Raw genomic sequence first — 15366 nt, forward strand, 5'->3', positions numbered from 1 at the left:
GCGGGCTCAGCTCGGGCCGGTCTCCTCCCAGCCGAAACTCTTCTCCACCGCCTTGCGCCAGTTGCCGTACTCCCGCTCGCGGACCTCCGGTTCCATCCGCGGCGACCACTCCACATCGCGCCGCCAGTGCGTCTTGAGCTCGTCCGTGTCCGACCAGACGCCGGTCGCGAGCCCGGCCGCGTAGGCCGCGCCGAGGCAGGTCGTCTCCGACACCGTCGGCCGGATCACCGGCACGCCCAGCACGTCCGCCTGATGCTGCATCAGCAGATGGTTGGCGGTCATGCCGCCGTCGACCTTGAGCGTGGTGATCCGCACCCCGGAGTCCTGGTACATCGCGTCGACCACCTCGCGCGTCTGCCAGCTCGTCGCCTCCAGCACCGCCCGCGCCAGGTGCGCCTTGGTCACGTACCTGGTCAGGCCGGTGACGACGCCGCGCGCGTCGGAGCGCCAGTACGGCGCGTAGAGGCCGGAGAAGGCGGGCACGATGTACGCCCCGCCGTTGTCCTCCACACTCGCGGCGAGGGGCTCGATCTCGTCGGCCGAGCCGATGATGCCGAGCTGGTCGCGGAACCACTGGACGAGGGCGCCGGTGATCGCGATCGAGCCCTCCAGGCAGTAGACCGGCGGCTCCTCGCCGATCTGGTAGCCGACCGTCGTGATCAGCCCGCTCTTCGACGGCACGGGCCGTTCGCCGGTGTTCAGCAGCAGGAAACTGCCGGTGCCGTAGGTGTTCTTGGCGGTCCCGGTGTCGTAGCAGGCCTGGCCGAAGACGGCGGCCTGCTGGTCGCCGAGCGCGGAGGCCACCGGCACCCCGGCGAGCCGGCCGGTGGCCGTCCCGTACACCTGTGAAGAGGACCTGATCTCGGGGAGCATCGCCGCCGGCAGGTTCATCGCCTCGAGGATCCGCTCGTCCCACTGGAGGGTGCGCAGGTCCATCAGCATGGTCCGCGAGGCGTTGGTGACGTCGGTGACGTGAACCCCGCCGTCCGTGCCGCCGGTGAGGTTCCAGATCAGCCAGGAGTCGATGGTGCCGAACGCGATCTCGCCCCGCTCGGCCCGTGCGCGCAGGCCGGGGACGTTCTCCAGCAGCCAGGCGGCCTTGGGGCCGGAGAAGTAGCTGGCGAGCGGCAGGCCGGTGGTGCCGCGGAAGCGGTCCTGCCCCTCGGCGCCGCCGAGTTCGTGGCAGAGGCCGGCCGTCCGGGTGTCCTGCCAGACGATCGCGTTGTGCACGGGCTGTCCGGTGGCGCGGTCCCACAGGACCGTGGTCTCCCGCTGGTTGGTGATGCCGAGCGCGCTGAGCTGGTCGGCCCGCAGGCCCGCCGCTGCCATGGCCCCGGCGACGACGGCCTGCACCTTCGACCAGATCTCGGTGGCGTCGTGCTCCACCCAGCCCGGCCGGGGGAAGATCTGGCGGTGCTCGCGCTGGTCGACGGCGACGATCGCGCCGTTCCGGTCGAAGATGATGCAGCGGCTGGACGTGGTGCCCTGATCGATGGCGGCGACGAACCTGTCCGTCATGACGTCCCCTTGTCGGAATCGGCGTCGTGTTACCGGAATCGGTGTCGTGGTGGAGCCGGTGGCGGGCCGAAGCCCTGCGGCCTAGAAGGCCAGGTTGAAGACGAGCCCGGCCAGCAGCCCGCCGATGACCGGTCCGGCCACCGGCACCCAGGCGTAACCCCAGTCGGACGTTCCCTTGTTGGGGATCGGCAGCACGGAGTGCACCAGGCGGGGGCCCAGGTCGCGCGCCGGGTTGATGGCGTAGCCGGTCGGCCCGCCGAGCGAGAGGCCGATGCCGACGACCAGCAGCGACACCAGCAGGATGGAGATGCCCGAGCCGTAGATCCCGGCGTCCTGGCCGGGGATCCGGCCGATGCCGATGCCGTCGTTCCTGCCGAACGCGAGGATCGGCAGCACCAGACCCACCGTTGCGACGATCTCGGTCACGAGGTTGGCCCACGGCTTGCGGATCTCCGGGCCCGTGGCGAAGATCCCCAGCGTGGGCCGGCCGTTCCTGGTGTCCGCGTTGGCCTGGAACTGCGCGAAGTAGACCAGGTAGGCGAGGACCGCGCCGAGGACCGCGCCCACCAGCTGCGCCAGGATGTAGAGCGGCACCTTGCCCCACTCGCCGGTGTCGACGGCCAGGCCCACGGTCACCGCCGGATTGAGATGACCGCCCGACAGCGGCGCCGCGGTGTACGCGCCGGCCATCACGCCGAAGCCCCAGCCGAAGGCGATGACGACCCAGCCGGCTCCCTTCGCCTTGGAGTGGTGCAGGGTGACGGCGGCGCAGACCCCCGCGCCGAAGAGGATGAGTATCGCGGTGCCGATGACCTCACCGAGGAATATGTCTGCGTTGCTCATGGCTGCTCCTTTGCCCTGGCCCGGCCGCGGGGCCGGTCCTCCGTGCAGGGTGCGTGCTCCATGTGCGTGTGCGGCCCCGGAGTGCGGGGCGGTGACGAGAGGGGAGTTTTCACCTGCCGTGACGGGGCGTCAAGGCAATGGACTACATGCGCTGTTCACGGCGGCTCCTGGACAGGAGCCGGGCCGGTGTCAAGCCGCACGCGCCGGAGCCGCCGCGGACCCGGCGGGACGGGAGCGACGGCTCAGCGGTTCTCCGCCAGCCACTTCGCGGCGGTCTCCGCGAGCTCCGCGTCCCGCCCGGCCAGCATCATCCGGATCATCCGCACATCACCGCGGAGCGACCACGCCGGATGCCCGAACGTGGCCGGGTTGTTCTTCTCGATGAAGAAGTGCGCCGGCCAGGCCGTCCCGTACCCGATCAGCGGCAGCGCCGCCGCGTACCGCTTCCGCCCCCGCGTCAGCCCGTAGACGCCGACCGCGAGCCCGGTCAGCGTCCCCGTCAGATGCACCCACCGGGTCGCCGCCCGTGAGTGCATCGCGACGTAGTAGGGCCAGAACTCCTCGTACGACTCGAATGTCCGCTGCTCTGCCATGCGGGCACCGTAGCCGCCACGGCCCCCGGCGTCAGCCCGCCCGGTGCCCGGCGACCGAACGCACCGCGACGGGGAAGTCGAAGTACGTGCCGGGGAACGGCTCCGGCCGGTACGTGAAGTGCCACCACTCCTCGGGGAGGTTCGCGAACCCCACCGCGGCCAGCGTGCTCCTCAGCAGGTCCCGGTTGGTGCGCTGCTCGGCCGTGATCCGCGGGTCGTCCGTGTGCGACAGGGTGTCGAAGCAGTCGTAGCCGGTCCCCATGTCGACGGAGCTGTCGGGGAACCGCTCGGCCTGCGGCGCGTGGCACGGCACGAGCGTCTCACCGGGGACGTACGGCCGGGTGCGCTGCGCAGGCAGCTTCACGAGCGTGAGGTCGACGGTGCTGCCGCGGCTGTGCCCGGACTTCGCGGCGATGTAACCGTCCGCGAAGAGACGCGACTTGTCGACCTGCGGATAGAACTCCTGCTTCATCGCCTCGTCCCCGAGGTCCTTCGCCCACCGCACGAAGTGGTCGACGGCCCGCTGCGGCCGGTAGCAGTCGTACACCTTCAGCGAGTACCCCTGCCGCAGCAGCCGGGCCTGTGCCTGTCCCAGCGCCCGCGCCGCCGGCCGGGTGACGACGCACACCGGCTGCCGGTAGCCGTCGACCGGCTCGCCCACGAAGTTGTGGCCGGTCGTGTACCGCATCTCCTCGATGATCGTCGGCGCCACGGCGCGCAGCGCCACGAACTCCCGCGGCGCCTTCGGCTCGGGCACGGCCTGCGCGGCGGGCGCCGCCGAGGCGGCGAGCAGCAGCGCGGCGGCCGCGGCGGTCAGGACACGTAAAGCGGAACCAAGTCGAGTCATGCGCCCGGTCTACCAGCAACCACCGCGCCGGGAAAGAGTGATCGGTTACAGTCCGCTCGTGCCCCATCACTCCCACTGCCCCCGCTGCGGAACGCCGTACGCCGCCGACGCCGGCTGGCCCCGCACCTGCCCCGCCTGCGGCGAGCGGGCCTACCGCAACCCACTGCCGGTCGCCGTCGCCCTCCAGCCCGCCCACGACGCGCACGGCACCGGACTCGTCGTCATCACCCGCACCATCGAACCCGCCCTCGGCGGCACCGCCCTGCCCGGCGGTTTCATCGACCACGGCGAGGACTGGCGGCACGCGGTGGTGCGCGAACTGCGCGAGGAGACCGGCATCGAGGCGTCGCAGGACGACGTACGCCTCGCCGACGTCCTCAGCTCCCCGGCCGGGCATCTGCTCGTCTTCGGGCTGCTCCCCCAGCGCCCCGCCGCCGAACTGCCGCTGTCCGTGCCCACCGACGAGACCGAGGGCTGGCACCTGCTGCACGCCCCCGCGGACCTCGCCTTCCCGCTGCACACGACCGCGGTCCGCAACTGGTTCGCCGGCGCCTACGGCGACGGCGCCCCCGGCCACTTCGACGCCGGCCGTTCCGCCTACAGCCACAGCGCGGGCGGCCGCTGAGACCCGGCGCGTCACTCCAGACCGCGCACCCGCACCGGCTCCTCGACCGCCACCGCACCGTCGTCCATGGTCCGTTCCACCACCACACGGCCGCCCGCAAGCCGTGTCGTGTAGCGCTCGATCTCCGGCTCGTCCCAGCCGTCGCCGGTGTCCCGCACCACCAGCCCGCCGCCCCTGCGCCCCTCGGCCGGCGTCCACACCTCGAGACCGACCCGGCCCGGCGCCCCGCTCCCGTCGTCCCGCCCGTCGAGCACCGGCAGCACCGCCCCCGCCCGCGCCAGCACCGGCACACGGGACAGCGGCGCGTCCACCAGAGCCTGCCCGGGGCCCTCGTACGGCCGGCCCGACGCCGTGTCGTACCACCGGCCGCGCGGCAGCCGTACCGCACGCCGCTCCGAGCCCGGCTCCAGGACCGGCGCCACCAGCAGCGCGTCGCCCAGCAGGAACGCGTCCTCGCAGTTCCGCAGGTCGCGGTCCCCGGGAGAACGCCACCACAGCGGACGCACATACGGCGCACCGCTGAGCCGCGCCACCTGCGCCAGGGTCATGAAGTAGGGGCCCAGCCGCTCGCGCTCCGCCAGAACGGCCCGCGCGTGCGCGGTCACCTCCGGCCCGTACGCCCAGGGCGGCCGGGACTCCGTCGTGCGCAACAGCGGCAGATACGCCGCGAGCTGGAGCCGGCGCAGATACAGCTCCGCCGGCACCGTGTCGTCGCCGCCCACATCCGCACCCGAGTACGGCACGCCGCACAGCCCCAGGCCCAGCACCAGCGACAGCGAGGCCCGCAGCCCCGGCCACCCCGTCGTGACGTCCCCGGCCCACGCGCCGCCGTACCGCTGCATGCCCGCCCAGCCGGAACGGGAGAGCACCAGGGGCCGCTCGTCGGGCCGTTGCCGGCGCAGTCCCTCATGGGCGGCCCTCGCCATGGCCGGCGCGTACACGTTGTGGGCCTCCCGGTGGTCGCCGCCGCGCCCGTCCAGGGCGTGCCGTGCGGAGCGGGGCAGCGTCAGCCCGGCGAAGGAGGTGCAGGCCGCCGGCTCGTTCCGGTCGAGCCACACCCCGGAGTAGCCCTGCGCCGCCGTCTCCCCGTACAACTCGTCCCACCACTCGCGCACCCGAGGGTCCGTGAAGTCGGGGAAGACGCACTCCCCGCGCCCGGCCGTACCCCGCACCTCACCGCCCCGCGCGTCCCGTACGAACAGCCCCGTGGTGGAGCCGTGGCGGTACAGCGCCTCCCCGGTCCCGGCGGGCACCGCCGGGGTCACCGCCCGCACCAGCCGCACCCCGTCCTCGCGCAGATCCTTGGCGAGGGAGGGCAGCCCGGGGAAGCGGTCGGGATCGCCGGCCGGGCCGGGCTCGTCGGCGTCGCCGCCGACATGGACGGCCGACAGCGGCAGGCCCAGCTCCCGATGGGCCTCCACGGTCCGCCGCACCTCCTCCTCGCCGCCGGTCCGCCGCAGGTGCTGCGGGCCCAGCGCCCAGGACGGCGGCACCGCGGGCGCGCCCGTCAGCTGCGCCCAGCCGTTCAGGACGCGCGCCGGCGTCCCCACCAGGACCCAGCTGCGCAGCGGCCCGCCGTCCATCCTCAGCTCGACCGTGCCGGGCCTGTCATGGCCGGAACCGGCTCCCTCCTCGCCCTCGCGGACGGTGACCAGGCCGTCCCAGCTGTTGTCGTGGAAGGCGAGGTGGGTGCCCGCGTCGGCCACCACCGTCTGCACCGGCATGGTGATGTGCAGCGGACCGTCGTCCGGGCCGAACCCGGCCGGCGGAGCGGTGTTCCACAGCCGGTACGAGCCGTCCCGCAGCCGGGGCCCCGACGCACGGCCACCAAGACCGAACAGCCGTGCGTCCGCCGGGATCTCGCTGCGCTGCACCCAGCGCGCCGGTCCGCCCCCGACCGGCTCCCACCAGCGCGGCGGCAGATCACGGCGCAGCAGCACGCCGCCCGGCGTACGGATCTCCACCGTGCCGTGCCGTGAGACCGCGACGGTCAGCCGCTCGGAGACCACCTTCCAGCCGCCGTCCTTGTCCGGCTCGAGACCCACCCGCGGGTCCGGCTCCGGCGGAGCGCCGGCCAGCGCGTACGAGGGCTCCGGCAGCGCACCGTCCCAGCCGCGGAACACCGCCCCGCCGACGGTCACCACGATCCGCAGCTCGGAGCGGGCGAAGCGCACGGTCCCGCCGCCGGGCAGCGGCTCCGCGTCACCGGCGGGGCCCGGCACTCTGGCCCGCTCCGCACCCCGGGGCGGCAGAGACTCGGCATCGGTCCGCCGGCGGCGCCACGCCGAGCGGGCCGCGCGCAGCCCCTGTGCCGTACCGAAAGTTCTCACCGCGCGCACCAGATCACGACCGTCCATGCTGTTCACCCTGCCACCCGGATGGGCGCTCGGATGCCCTGTTCAACTGGCGTTCACCCATGGTCGGACCACATATCGGCCGTCCCGACCATGGAGGATCCGCCCTGGTGCGAACGTCGATCACATGGCATCGTCCTGTCAGCCGCGTCCGCGCACACCCCAGCCCGTGCGCGGCGCACGCACACACCGCGTAGAGCCACCCCGGGAGTCGCCCCATGACCTCAGCAGCGAACCGTGCCCCCCTGTGGCAGCCCGATCCCGACCGCGTCGCCGCCGCCCGGGTCACCCGCTTCCAGGCCTGGGCCGCCGAACGCCACGGCGCACCCGCCGAGGGCGGCTACCCGGCACTGCACCGCTGGTCCGTCGACGAGCTGGAGACGTTCTGGCAGGCGGTCGCCGAATGGTTCGAGGTCCGCTTCTCCACCCCGTACGACCGGGTGCTCGGCGACCGCGCCATGCCCGGCGCCCAGTGGTTCCCCGGCGCCACCGTCAACTACGCGGAGCACGCCCTGCGCACCGCGGAGGACCCGGAGCGCGCACATGACCCGGCGCTCCTGCATGTGGACGAGACACATGAGCCGACCCCGGTCAGCTGGGCCGAGCTGCGCCGCCAGGTCGGCGCCCTGGCCGCCGAGCTGCGGTCCCTCGGCGTACGCCCCGGCGACCGCGTCAGCGGCTACCTCCCCAACATCCCGCAGGCCGTCACCGCGCTGCTGGCCACGGCCGCCGTCGGAGCCGTCTGGAGCTCCTGCGCCCCCGACTTCGGCGCCCGCAGCGTCCTCGACCGCTTCCAGCAGGTCGAACCGGTCGTCCTCTTCACCGTCGACGGCTACCGCTACGGCGGCAAGGAGCACGACCGCACCGAGACGGTCGCCGAACTCCGCCGTGAACTGCCCACCCTGCGTGCGGTCGTCCACATCCCGCTGCTCGGCACGGACGCACCCGAAGGCGCCCTCGACTGGTCCGCGGTGACCTCGGGAGACGCCGAGCCGGTCTTCGAACAGGTTCCGTTCGACCACCCGCTGTGGGTCCTCTACTCCTCCGGCACCACCGGCCTGCCCAAGGCCATCGTCCAGTCCCAGGGCGGCATCCTGCTCGAACATTTCAAGCAGATCGGCCTGCACTGCGACCTCGGCCCCGGCGACCGCCTCTTCTGGTACACCTCCACCGGCTGGATGATGTGGAACTTCCTCGTCTCCGGCCTGCTCACCGGCACCACCGTCGTCCTGTACGACGGCAGCCCCGGCCACCCGGACACCGCCGCCCAGTGGCGCGTCGCGGAGCGCACCGGGGCCACCCTGTTCGGCACCTCCGCCGCGTACGTCATGGCCTGCGCCAAGGCGGACGTCCACCCGGGGCGCGACTTCGACCTCTCCCGCGTCAAGTGCGTCGCCACCACCGGCTCCCCGCTGCCGCCGGACGGCTTCCGCTGGATCCACGACGAGGTCGCGGACGACCTGTGGATCGCCTCCGTCAGCGGCGGAACGGACGTGTGCAGCTGCTTCGCCGGTGCCGTGCCCACCCTCCCGGTCGAGGTCGGCGAACTGCAGGCCGCCTGCCTCGGCACCGACCTCCAGTCCTGGGACCCGCAGGGCAAGCCCGTCATCGGGGAGGTCGGGGAACTGGTCGTCACCAACCCGATGCCCTCGATGCCGATCCGCTTCTGGAACGACCCCGACGGCAGCCGCTACCGCGACAGCTACTTCGAGATGTACCCCGGCGTCTGGCGGCACGGCGACTGGATCACCATCACCGACCGCGGCTCCGTGGTCATCCACGGCCGCTCCGACTCCACCCTCAACCGACAGGGCGTCCGGATGGGCTCCGCCGACATCTACGAGGTCGTCGAACGCCTCCCGGAGATCCGCGAGTCCCTCGTCATCGGCCTCGAGGAACCGGACGGCGGCTACTGGATGCCGCTCTTCGTCCACCTCTCCGAGGGCGCCGTGCTCGACGACGGCCTCCGTACCCGGATCAAGCAGTCCATCCGTGAGAACCTCTCCCCGCGCCACGTCCCCGACGACATCATCGAGGTCCCCGGCGTACCCCACACGCTCACCGGCAAGCGCATCGAGGTGCCGGTCAAGCGCCTCCTCCAGGGCACCGCGCTCGACAAGGCGGTCAACCCGGGCTCGGTGGACAACCTCGAACTCCTCCGCTTCTACGAGGACATCGCCCGCACCCGCACCCGCCCGTAGCGCCGCCGCCGCGGGGAGGCGCTAACCCCCGTACGTGGTCTCGGACTCGCCCAGCACACCGGCGAAGTCCGAGGCCAGCCGGGCCGCGTCCGCGGGAAGCAGGCCGGCCGCCGTGATACGCACCCCGGGCGCCGACGCGAGCCGGAACCGCGCCCCGGCCGCCACCCACCAGCCGCGCGAACGCAGCCCGTTCACCACCGCGGACTCGTCCCGGACCGGCACCCACACATTCATCCCGCTCCCGCCGTGTGCCGCCACCCCACGTGAGGCCAGCTCCGCCACCAGAGCGCCGCGCCGCTCGGCGTAGGCGGAGCGCGCCCGTGACACCAGCGCAGTCGTGGCCGGGTCGTTCATCAGACCGAGCACCGTGCGCTGCAGCAGATGGCTGATCCACCCAGACGTCAGCAGCAGCCGCCCGTCGTGCCGCCCCAGCGTCGTCGGGTCGCAGGCCGCCGCCGCCCAGCGCAGGTCCGTGCCCAGGAACTTGGTGACGGTCCGTACGTGCGCCCAGCGCGCGAGCCCGCCGGACGCCAGGGAGTGGAGCGGCGCGCCCGCGATGTCCGCCGCGTGGTCGTTCTCGACGACGAGGACGTCCGGCGTCCGCCGTACCACCGCCACCAGGGCGTCCCGCCGTGCGGCGGAGAACGCGCCGCCGTACGGGTTCTGGGCGCGGGGGCTGCACACGACGGCCCGCGCGCCCGCCCGCAGCGCCGCCTCGAGCGCCTCCGGCCGCATCCCCTCGTCGTCCACGGCCACGGCCACCGACCGCAGCCCCAACGCCTGCACCAGGTCGAGCAGATGGTGATATCCGGGGTCCTCCATCGCGACCGCGTCGCCCGGCCTCAGGTCGGTGGAGAGCAGCCGGGCCACGCAGTCGAGGGCCCCGTGCGCGAAGGTGACGTGCTCCACCGGCACCCCCGCCCCGCCGATCCAGGCCCGGACCGTCTCCTCCAGCTCCGGCAGCCGCGGCGTCGCCCGGTGTGAGCGGACACCGGCCGAGAGCCGGCCCGGGGGCACCAGATCCGGCAGGAACGCCGGGTCGGGATGGCCGCCCGCCAGATCCCGCAGCCCCTGCGGCACCTTCGGCGGCCGGCGTGAGGCGACCGATGGGGCCGCCGCCACGATCGTGCCGCCCCGGCCGCGGGTGACGACGAGCCCGCGGCGCCGCAGCTCCTTGTACGCGGTCGCCACCGTGCCCGGGCTGACCGACAGGTCCTCGGCGAGCCGGCGCACCGGGGGGAGCGCGTCTCCCGGCCGCAACGTCCCTTCGGCCACCGCTCCTTCCACGGAGGCGGCAATCGTACTGGCGGTCGTACCGGAGATCGCATATTGTGCTGCCACGTAGATAATTATGTATCAATACGTAATCCGAGTCAAGGCGGGGGGACCGTGAGTCAGCAGAAGCGCCGACGCACACTCGAAGAACGCATCCCGGGCGGACCCGACGGCCGCCGCATGCTCTGGACAGCGCTCGTCGACAAGACGGGCAACGGCCTCTGGGCGGCCACCGGAGCCCTCTACTTCACCCATGTCACCGGCCTGACCGTCGCCGAGGTCGGCATGCTCATCGCCGTCTCCGCCGGCATCGGCGTCGCCGGCGCCCCACTCGCCGGACGCCTCGCCGACCGGATGTCCCTCAACCGCCTGCTGATCGCGACCCAACTGCTGCGCGCCGCGGCCGGATTCTGCCTCCTCACCACCGACCACTACCTCCTGCTGATCGCGTTCTCCGCGGCAGGCAGCTTCGGCGACCGCGCCAGCAGCGTCCTCACCAAGCTGTACGCAGCCCGCATCGCAGGCTCCGAACGGGTGCGCTACCAGGCCGTCAACCGCACGGTCTCCAACATCGGGTTCGCCGTCGGCGGCCTCGCGGCCGCGGCCGCCCTCGCTGTCGGGACCACCCCCGCCTACCAGGCCCTGCTCGTCGGCAACGGCATCGCGGCCCTCACGGCGGCCCTCCTCATCGTGCGCTGCGGCGAAGCACCCGTCCCCGCCCGCACGGCCGGCGCCGACGGCACCGCCGGGCCCGGGAAACCGGCCGGCCCCTGGCGCGACCGCACCTACCTCCTCTACACCGCGACCGAGGCGCTCCTGCTGCTCGACGACGCCGTCTTCAAGGTCGGACTGCCGCTGTGGATCGTCCACGCCACCGACGCACCGCACGGCCTCGCCCCGCTGCTGATGGTCCTCAACAACGTGATGGTCGTCGCCCTCCAGATCCCGCTCTCCCGCTACGGCGCCACCAGCCACGCCGCCCGCCGACTCCTCGTGCCCCTCGCCGGGGCGTTCGCGGTGGGAGCCCTCGCGCTCAGCCTGTCGACCGCCGGCGGAGCATGGACCGCGACGGTCACCCTCACCCTCGCGGCGATTGCCCTGACATTCGCCGAAATGCTGCACGCCACGGCGTCGTGGGAACTGTCCGTCGCCCTGGCGCCCGAGCAGGCGCAGGGCGCCTACCTGGGCGTCCACGGCCTGGCCAACTCGGCCCAACGCAGCCTCGGCCCGCTCGTCATGACCGCGACCATCGCCGCCGGCCCGCTCGGCTGGGCCCTGTTCGGCGCCGGCCTCTCCGCGGTCTGTCTGGCCCAGAGCCGACTCGTCCGCGACCGACTGCCGAAACCGGCACTGTCAGTGCCGGCCGCTACGGTGAGTCACGAATGATCGACAGCTCACCGGGGGAATCGGCATGGCGAACACCAACCAGTCCAAGCAGCAGTCCAAGCACCGGTCACAGCAGCGGTCCCGGCGGTCCGGCCCGTCCAAGCGGCCCGGCGACGGCGCGGCACTGCGGCGCGCCCTGCGCCGCGAGGTCCCGAGCACCGTCGGCATCCTCGCCGACGAACAGGACTTCACACGGATGCGTCGCTACCGCACCTTCGCGTTCGACGACTACCCGACCTATCTGAGGCAGTCGGAACGGCTGCTGAAAACCCTGTCCACCCAGCAACTGCACACCTCCGTCGCCCTCTTCGACCCGGACGAGTTCGCCGAGTTCTGCGCGGAAGCCGGCATCGACGCGGACGGCCCGACGGGCCGCAGCCGGTTCACCGCCGAACTCGCGCGCCGCGGCCCCGGCGTTCCCTACACCGGCCGGCCACTGACCACGCTGCTGCCCGAACTCGTCAACAGGACCGTGCGCCAGGCCACCTGGGAGTACGCCACCCTGCTCCTCGCCGACCTCGGCGTCTGCGCCGACTGCGGTCAGGACATCGGCAGCGCCGCGTTCGACCGGGCCTCCCGCATCCTGATGCGCCTGCTCGAACTCGCCGGCGCAGGCGAGCACCACCTCGTCTGCAGCGTCCCCGGCCCCGACGAACAGCTCCTCGCCGTGCTGCACGCCCACGGCGACCCGGTGTCCTCCGCACAGATCGACGCCACGGAGGGCACCGAATTCGTCACCGTCCTCGCCGCGGGCATCGCACTCGAAGGCGCCGGGGGAGTGGTGCTGCGCACCAGCGCGCCAGGCACCCCGGACCATCTCCACGGCTGGCGTCTCCACCACGGCCGCCTCGACCCGCTGACCGCGGGCGAGGTGTTCAGCGCCTACTGCACCGACGCCGCCACCGGCGACCCGCTGTCCCCGGAGCCGGGCGTCGAGTACTGCGCCGGATTCCCCCTCACCACCGACGATCCGGAGAACCACCACTGACGCCGAAGGGGGCTTCCCGCTCCCGGCGGAAAGCCCCCTTCTCCGGCGGGCCCGATCACCCGGGCCCGTACGCTCCGGCTACTCGCCGGACAGCACCGCCTGCGCGGCCACCCGGGCCTCCTCCGCGGTGTCCGCGGCACGCGCCGCCGCGGCGGCCCGCTCGCACTGGGCGAGCGTGTACTTCGCCAGCGTCGACCGCACATACGGGATCGACGCGGCGCCCATCGACAGCGACGTCACACCGAGACCGGTGAGCACACAGGCGAGCAGCGGATCGGAGGCAGCCTCACCGCACACACCACAACTCCTGCCCTCGGCCCGCGCCGCCTCCGCGGACAGCGCCACCAGGTCGAGCAGCGCGGGCTGCCACGGGTCCTGAAGCCGGGACACCGCACCCACCTGGCGGTCGGCGGCGAAGGTGTACTGCGCGAGGTCGTTGGTCCCCAGCGACAGGAACTCGACCTCCTGCAGGATCGAACGTGCCCGCAGCGCGGCGGACGGGATCTCCACCATCGCCCCGAACTTCGCCTCGAGCCCCGCCTGCCGGCAGGCGTCGGCGAACGCCCTGGCGTCCGTACGGTCCGCCACCATCGGCGCCATGACCTCGAGGTAGACGGGCAGCCCCCGCGCGGCCTTCGACAGCGCGGAGAGCTGCGTCCGCAGCACCTCCGGGTGATCCAGCAGCGAACGCAGCCCGCGCACACCCAGCGCCGGGTTCGGCTCGTCGGCGGGCGTCAGGAAGTCGAGCGGCTTGTCCGCACCCGCGTCCAGCACCCGCACGACCACCCGGCCCTCGGGAAACGCCTCGAGCACCTTCCGGTACGCCTCGACCTGCTTCTCCTCCGACGGAGCCTGCTTGCTGTCGTCGAGGAACAGGAACTCTGTACGGAACAGCCCGACGCCCTCGGCGCCGGCGTCCACGGCCGCCGGTACGTCCGCGGGCCCTCCGACGTTCGCCAGCAGCGGCACCTTGTGCCCGTCCGACGTGGCACCCGGTCCGGTGGACGCCGACAGGGCCGCCCTCCGCTCCGCCGCGGCCCGCTCCATCTGCGCGCGCTTCTCGTCGCTCGGCTCCACGAAGATCTCGCCCGTGCTGCCGTCGACCGCGACCAGCGTGCCCTCGGCGAGCTCACCCGCACCGGGCAGAGCGACCACCGCGGGAACCCCGAGAGCCCGCGCCAGAATGGCGCTGTGACTCGTGGGCCCGCCCTCCTCCGTGACGAACCCGAGCACCAGGGCCGGATCCAGCAGCGCCGTGTCGGCCGGCGCCAGGTCGCGTGCGATCAGTACATACGGCTCGTCGCTGTCCGGCACACCCGGCATCGGCACACCCAGCAGCCGCGCCACGATCCGGTTCCGTACGTCGTCCAGGTCGGCGACCCGCCCGGCCAGATACTCCCCGGCGCCGGCCAGCAGCGCACGGTAGGCCGCGAACGCGTCGTACACCGCGCGCTCGGCCGTGCTGCCGACGGCGACACGGCGATCGACGTCGGCCATGAGCTCCGGGTCCTGCGCCATCATGGCCTGCGCCTCGAGCACGGCCTGCGCCTCGCCGCCCGCCAGATTGCCCCGCGCGATCAGGTCGGCCGCCACGGCTTCCACGGCCTGGCGGGCGCGCCCCTGTTCGCGCTCCGCGTCCTGCGTGGGGTTCTGCTTGGCCGGCGGCTCGAGAACCGCCGTGCCCATGTGCCGCACCTCGCCGATCGCCACCCCGTGGCTCACGCCGACGCCTCGCAGCGTTGTCTCCATTTCACCGTCTCCGATTGGGCGGCGGCCCAGCCGCCGCGATGGTTGTCGGACTCGCCGTCACCGACGCCGGCGGGTCACTGCCAGCCGAAGAGGCTCTCGCCGGCCTTCACGTCGCCGTCCTCACGGACCTCGGACAGGGCGTCGGGCGTGGCCTCCAGCGCCACGACCGGGCAGATGGCGGACTTCCCGGCGGCTTCGACAGCCGCCGGGTCCCAGCGGACCACGGCCTGACCCCGCTGCACGGTGTCGCCCTTGTTGACGAGGAGCTCGAAGCCCTCACCGTTCAGCTGGACGGTGTCGATACCCAGGTGCGTCAGCACACCGTGCCCTTCGGCGTCCACGACCACGAAGGCGTGGGGGTGCAGGGACACGATGATCCCGTCGACGGGAGAGAGCGCCTCCGACGGCTCACGCACGGGATCGATGGCGGTCCCGGGGCCGACCATCGCACCGGAGAACACCGGATCGGGCACAGCGGCGAGTCCGATGGCCCGGCCGGCAAGAGGGGACGTCACTGTGGTCATGGAGCCTCCCAGGGGCGGAGATTCGTACGGCGCCGCCACCGCAGGTCGCGGACGACGCGCTGTTCTGAAGAGTAGGTCATGAGAAGTCCTAGTTCCGTCCGGCTTCTACCAGTTGACAGACCTAGGGGAGCACCGGAACCGGTTTGCACCGGATGCCGGTTCGGTTGTACTGTCGTAGCCCTGCCTGACCCCAACGCGAGAACGAGTCGAGGGTCGGCGGAGCGCTTATCAAGTCGAGAGCCTAACTGGTCTAAACCACTGCGCGCCCCCAGGGTGCCCGCAGGGAGGTGGTCAGGAGGGCCCGGAAAGCCTGGTAGTGTTTGAAACACCGAAGGGAAGCGCCCGGAAGGCCCCGTGAGAAGGGCCTGAAGGAAGCGTCCGTTCCTTGAGAACTCAACAGTGTGCCAAAAATCAACGCCAGATATGTTGATACCCCGTCCATCTTCGGATGGTCGAGGTTCCT

Annotated in this window: 12 protein-coding genes; 4 read left to right on the forward strand and 8 right to left on the reverse strand. The window is 72.7% G+C overall.

Annotated elements, in window-relative coordinates; genetic code table 11:
* Positions 1–6: 6 nt before the first annotated feature.
* From glpK to ACWD01_RS33910, 4 genes are all read right to left on the reverse strand, one after another.
* The gene (gene glpK / locus ACWD01_RS33895) at positions 7–1518 is read right to left on the reverse strand and encodes a glycerol kinase GlpK (protein WP_451167353.1); all 1512 of its coding nucleotides are present in this window, start codon (positions 1516–1518) and stop codon (positions 7–9) included.
* An 81-nt stretch (positions 1519–1599) separates the two neighbouring features.
* Positions 1600–2361 carry an MIP/aquaporin family protein gene (locus ACWD01_RS33900; protein WP_451167355.1) on the reverse strand — a complete coding sequence of 254 codons (762 nt, stop codon included), beginning with the start codon at positions 2359–2361 and terminating at the stop codon, positions 1600–1602.
* Positions 2362–2603: 242 nt separating this feature from the next.
* Positions 2604–2954, reverse strand: a complete 351-nt coding sequence (locus tag ACWD01_RS33905; protein WP_451167357.1) for an Mpo1-like protein — start codon at positions 2952–2954, stop codon at positions 2604–2606.
* 31 nt (positions 2955–2985) lie between these two features.
* Positions 2986–3801: a M15 family metallopeptidase gene (locus ACWD01_RS33910; RefSeq protein ID WP_451167359.1), complete on the reverse strand. Its 816-nt coding sequence runs from the start codon at positions 3799–3801 to the stop codon at positions 2986–2988.
* On the opposite strand from ACWD01_RS33910, the gene ACWD01_RS33915 reads away from it, so the two are divergent.
* Entirely contained in the window at positions 3800–4426 is a 627-nt protein-coding gene (locus tag ACWD01_RS33915) for an NUDIX domain-containing protein (RefSeq protein WP_451167361.1), read from the forward strand. The two genes, ACWD01_RS33910 and ACWD01_RS33915, sit on opposite strands and share 2 nt — an antisense overlap.
* A gap of 11 nt (positions 4427–4437) precedes the next feature.
* Here the strand turns inward: ACWD01_RS33915 and ACWD01_RS33920 are convergent, their stop codons facing one another.
* Entirely contained in the window at positions 4438–6783 is a 2346-nt protein-coding gene (locus ACWD01_RS33920) for a glycoside hydrolase family 31 protein (protein WP_451167363.1), read from the reverse strand.
* A 215-nt stretch (positions 6784–6998) separates the two neighbouring features.
* Between ACWD01_RS33920 and ACWD01_RS33925 the strand changes: the two genes are divergently transcribed.
* On the forward strand, positions 6999–8981 hold the full coding sequence (locus tag ACWD01_RS33925) for an acetoacetate--CoA ligase (protein WP_451167365.1): 1983 nt from the start codon (positions 6999–7001) through the stop codon (positions 8979–8981).
* A 21-nt stretch (positions 8982–9002) separates the two neighbouring features.
* Here the strand turns inward: ACWD01_RS33925 and ACWD01_RS33930 are convergent, their stop codons facing one another.
* Positions 9003–10322, reverse strand: a complete 1320-nt coding sequence (locus ACWD01_RS33930) for an aminotransferase class I/II-fold pyridoxal phosphate-dependent enzyme (protein ID WP_451167367.1) — start codon at positions 10320–10322, stop codon at positions 9003–9005.
* Between the two features lie 48 nt (positions 10323–10370).
* On the opposite strand from ACWD01_RS33930, the gene ACWD01_RS33935 reads away from it, so the two are divergent.
* Positions 10371–11642, forward strand: coding sequence for an MFS transporter (locus ACWD01_RS33935; protein ID WP_451167369.1), 1272 nt, complete (start codon positions 10371–10373; stop codon positions 11640–11642).
* A 25-nt stretch (positions 11643–11667) separates the two neighbouring features.
* Complete coding sequence (locus tag ACWD01_RS33940; protein ID WP_451167370.1) at positions 11668–12630, forward strand: hypothetical protein; 963 nt, start codon at positions 11668–11670, stop codon at positions 12628–12630.
* A gap of 78 nt (positions 12631–12708) precedes the next feature.
* On the opposite strand, the gene ptsP is transcribed toward ACWD01_RS33940, so the two are convergent.
* Positions 12709–14379: a phosphoenolpyruvate--protein phosphotransferase gene (ptsP, locus tag ACWD01_RS33945; protein ID WP_451167372.1), complete on the reverse strand. Its 1671-nt coding sequence runs from the start codon at positions 14377–14379 to the stop codon at positions 12709–12711.
* Between the two features lie 74 nt (positions 14380–14453).
* A complete protein-coding gene (locus tag ACWD01_RS33950; protein ID WP_451167374.1) occupies positions 14454–14903 on the reverse strand; it encodes a PTS sugar transporter subunit IIA in 450 nt (149 codons plus the stop codon).
* Positions 14904–15366: the final 463 nt, after the last annotated feature.

The sequence above is a fragment of the Streptomyces sp. NPDC002835 genome (genome assembly GCF_053591995.1).

Excerpts from the sequence above, each read along its gene's own strand:
- glpK (WP_451167353.1), bottom strand. The coding sequence starts at position 1,518 with ATGACGGACAGGTTCGTCGCCGCCATCGATCAGGGCACCACGTCCAGC.
- ACWD01_RS33925 (WP_451167365.1), top strand. The coding sequence starts at position 6,999 with ATGACCTCAGCAGCGAACCGTGCCCCCCTGTGGCAGCCCGATCCCGAC.
- ACWD01_RS33900 (WP_451167355.1), bottom strand. The coding sequence starts at position 2,361 with ATGAGCAACGCAGACATATTCCTCGGTGAGGTCATCGGCACCGCGATA.
- ACWD01_RS33910 (WP_451167359.1), bottom strand. The coding sequence starts at position 3,801 with ATGACTCGACTTGGTTCCGCTTTACGTGTCCTGACCGCCGCGGCCGCC.
- ptsP (WP_451167372.1), bottom strand. The coding sequence starts at position 14,379 with ATGGAGACAACGCTGCGAGGCGTCGGCGTGAGCCACGGGGTGGCGATC.
- ACWD01_RS33915 (WP_451167361.1), top strand. The coding sequence starts at position 3,800 with ATGCGCCCGGTCTACCAGCAACCACCGCGCCGGGAAAGAGTGATCGGT.
- ACWD01_RS33920 (WP_451167363.1), bottom strand. The coding sequence starts at position 6,783 with ATGGACGGTCGTGATCTGGTGCGCGCGGTGAGAACTTTCGGTACGGCA.
- ACWD01_RS33940 (WP_451167370.1), top strand. The coding sequence starts at position 11,668 with ATGGCGAACACCAACCAGTCCAAGCAGCAGTCCAAGCACCGGTCACAG.
- ACWD01_RS33950 (WP_451167374.1), bottom strand. The coding sequence starts at position 14,903 with ATGACCACAGTGACGTCCCCTCTTGCCGGCCGGGCCATCGGACTCGCC.
- ACWD01_RS33905 (WP_451167357.1), bottom strand. The coding sequence starts at position 2,954 with ATGGCAGAGCAGCGGACATTCGAGTCGTACGAGGAGTTCTGGCCCTAC.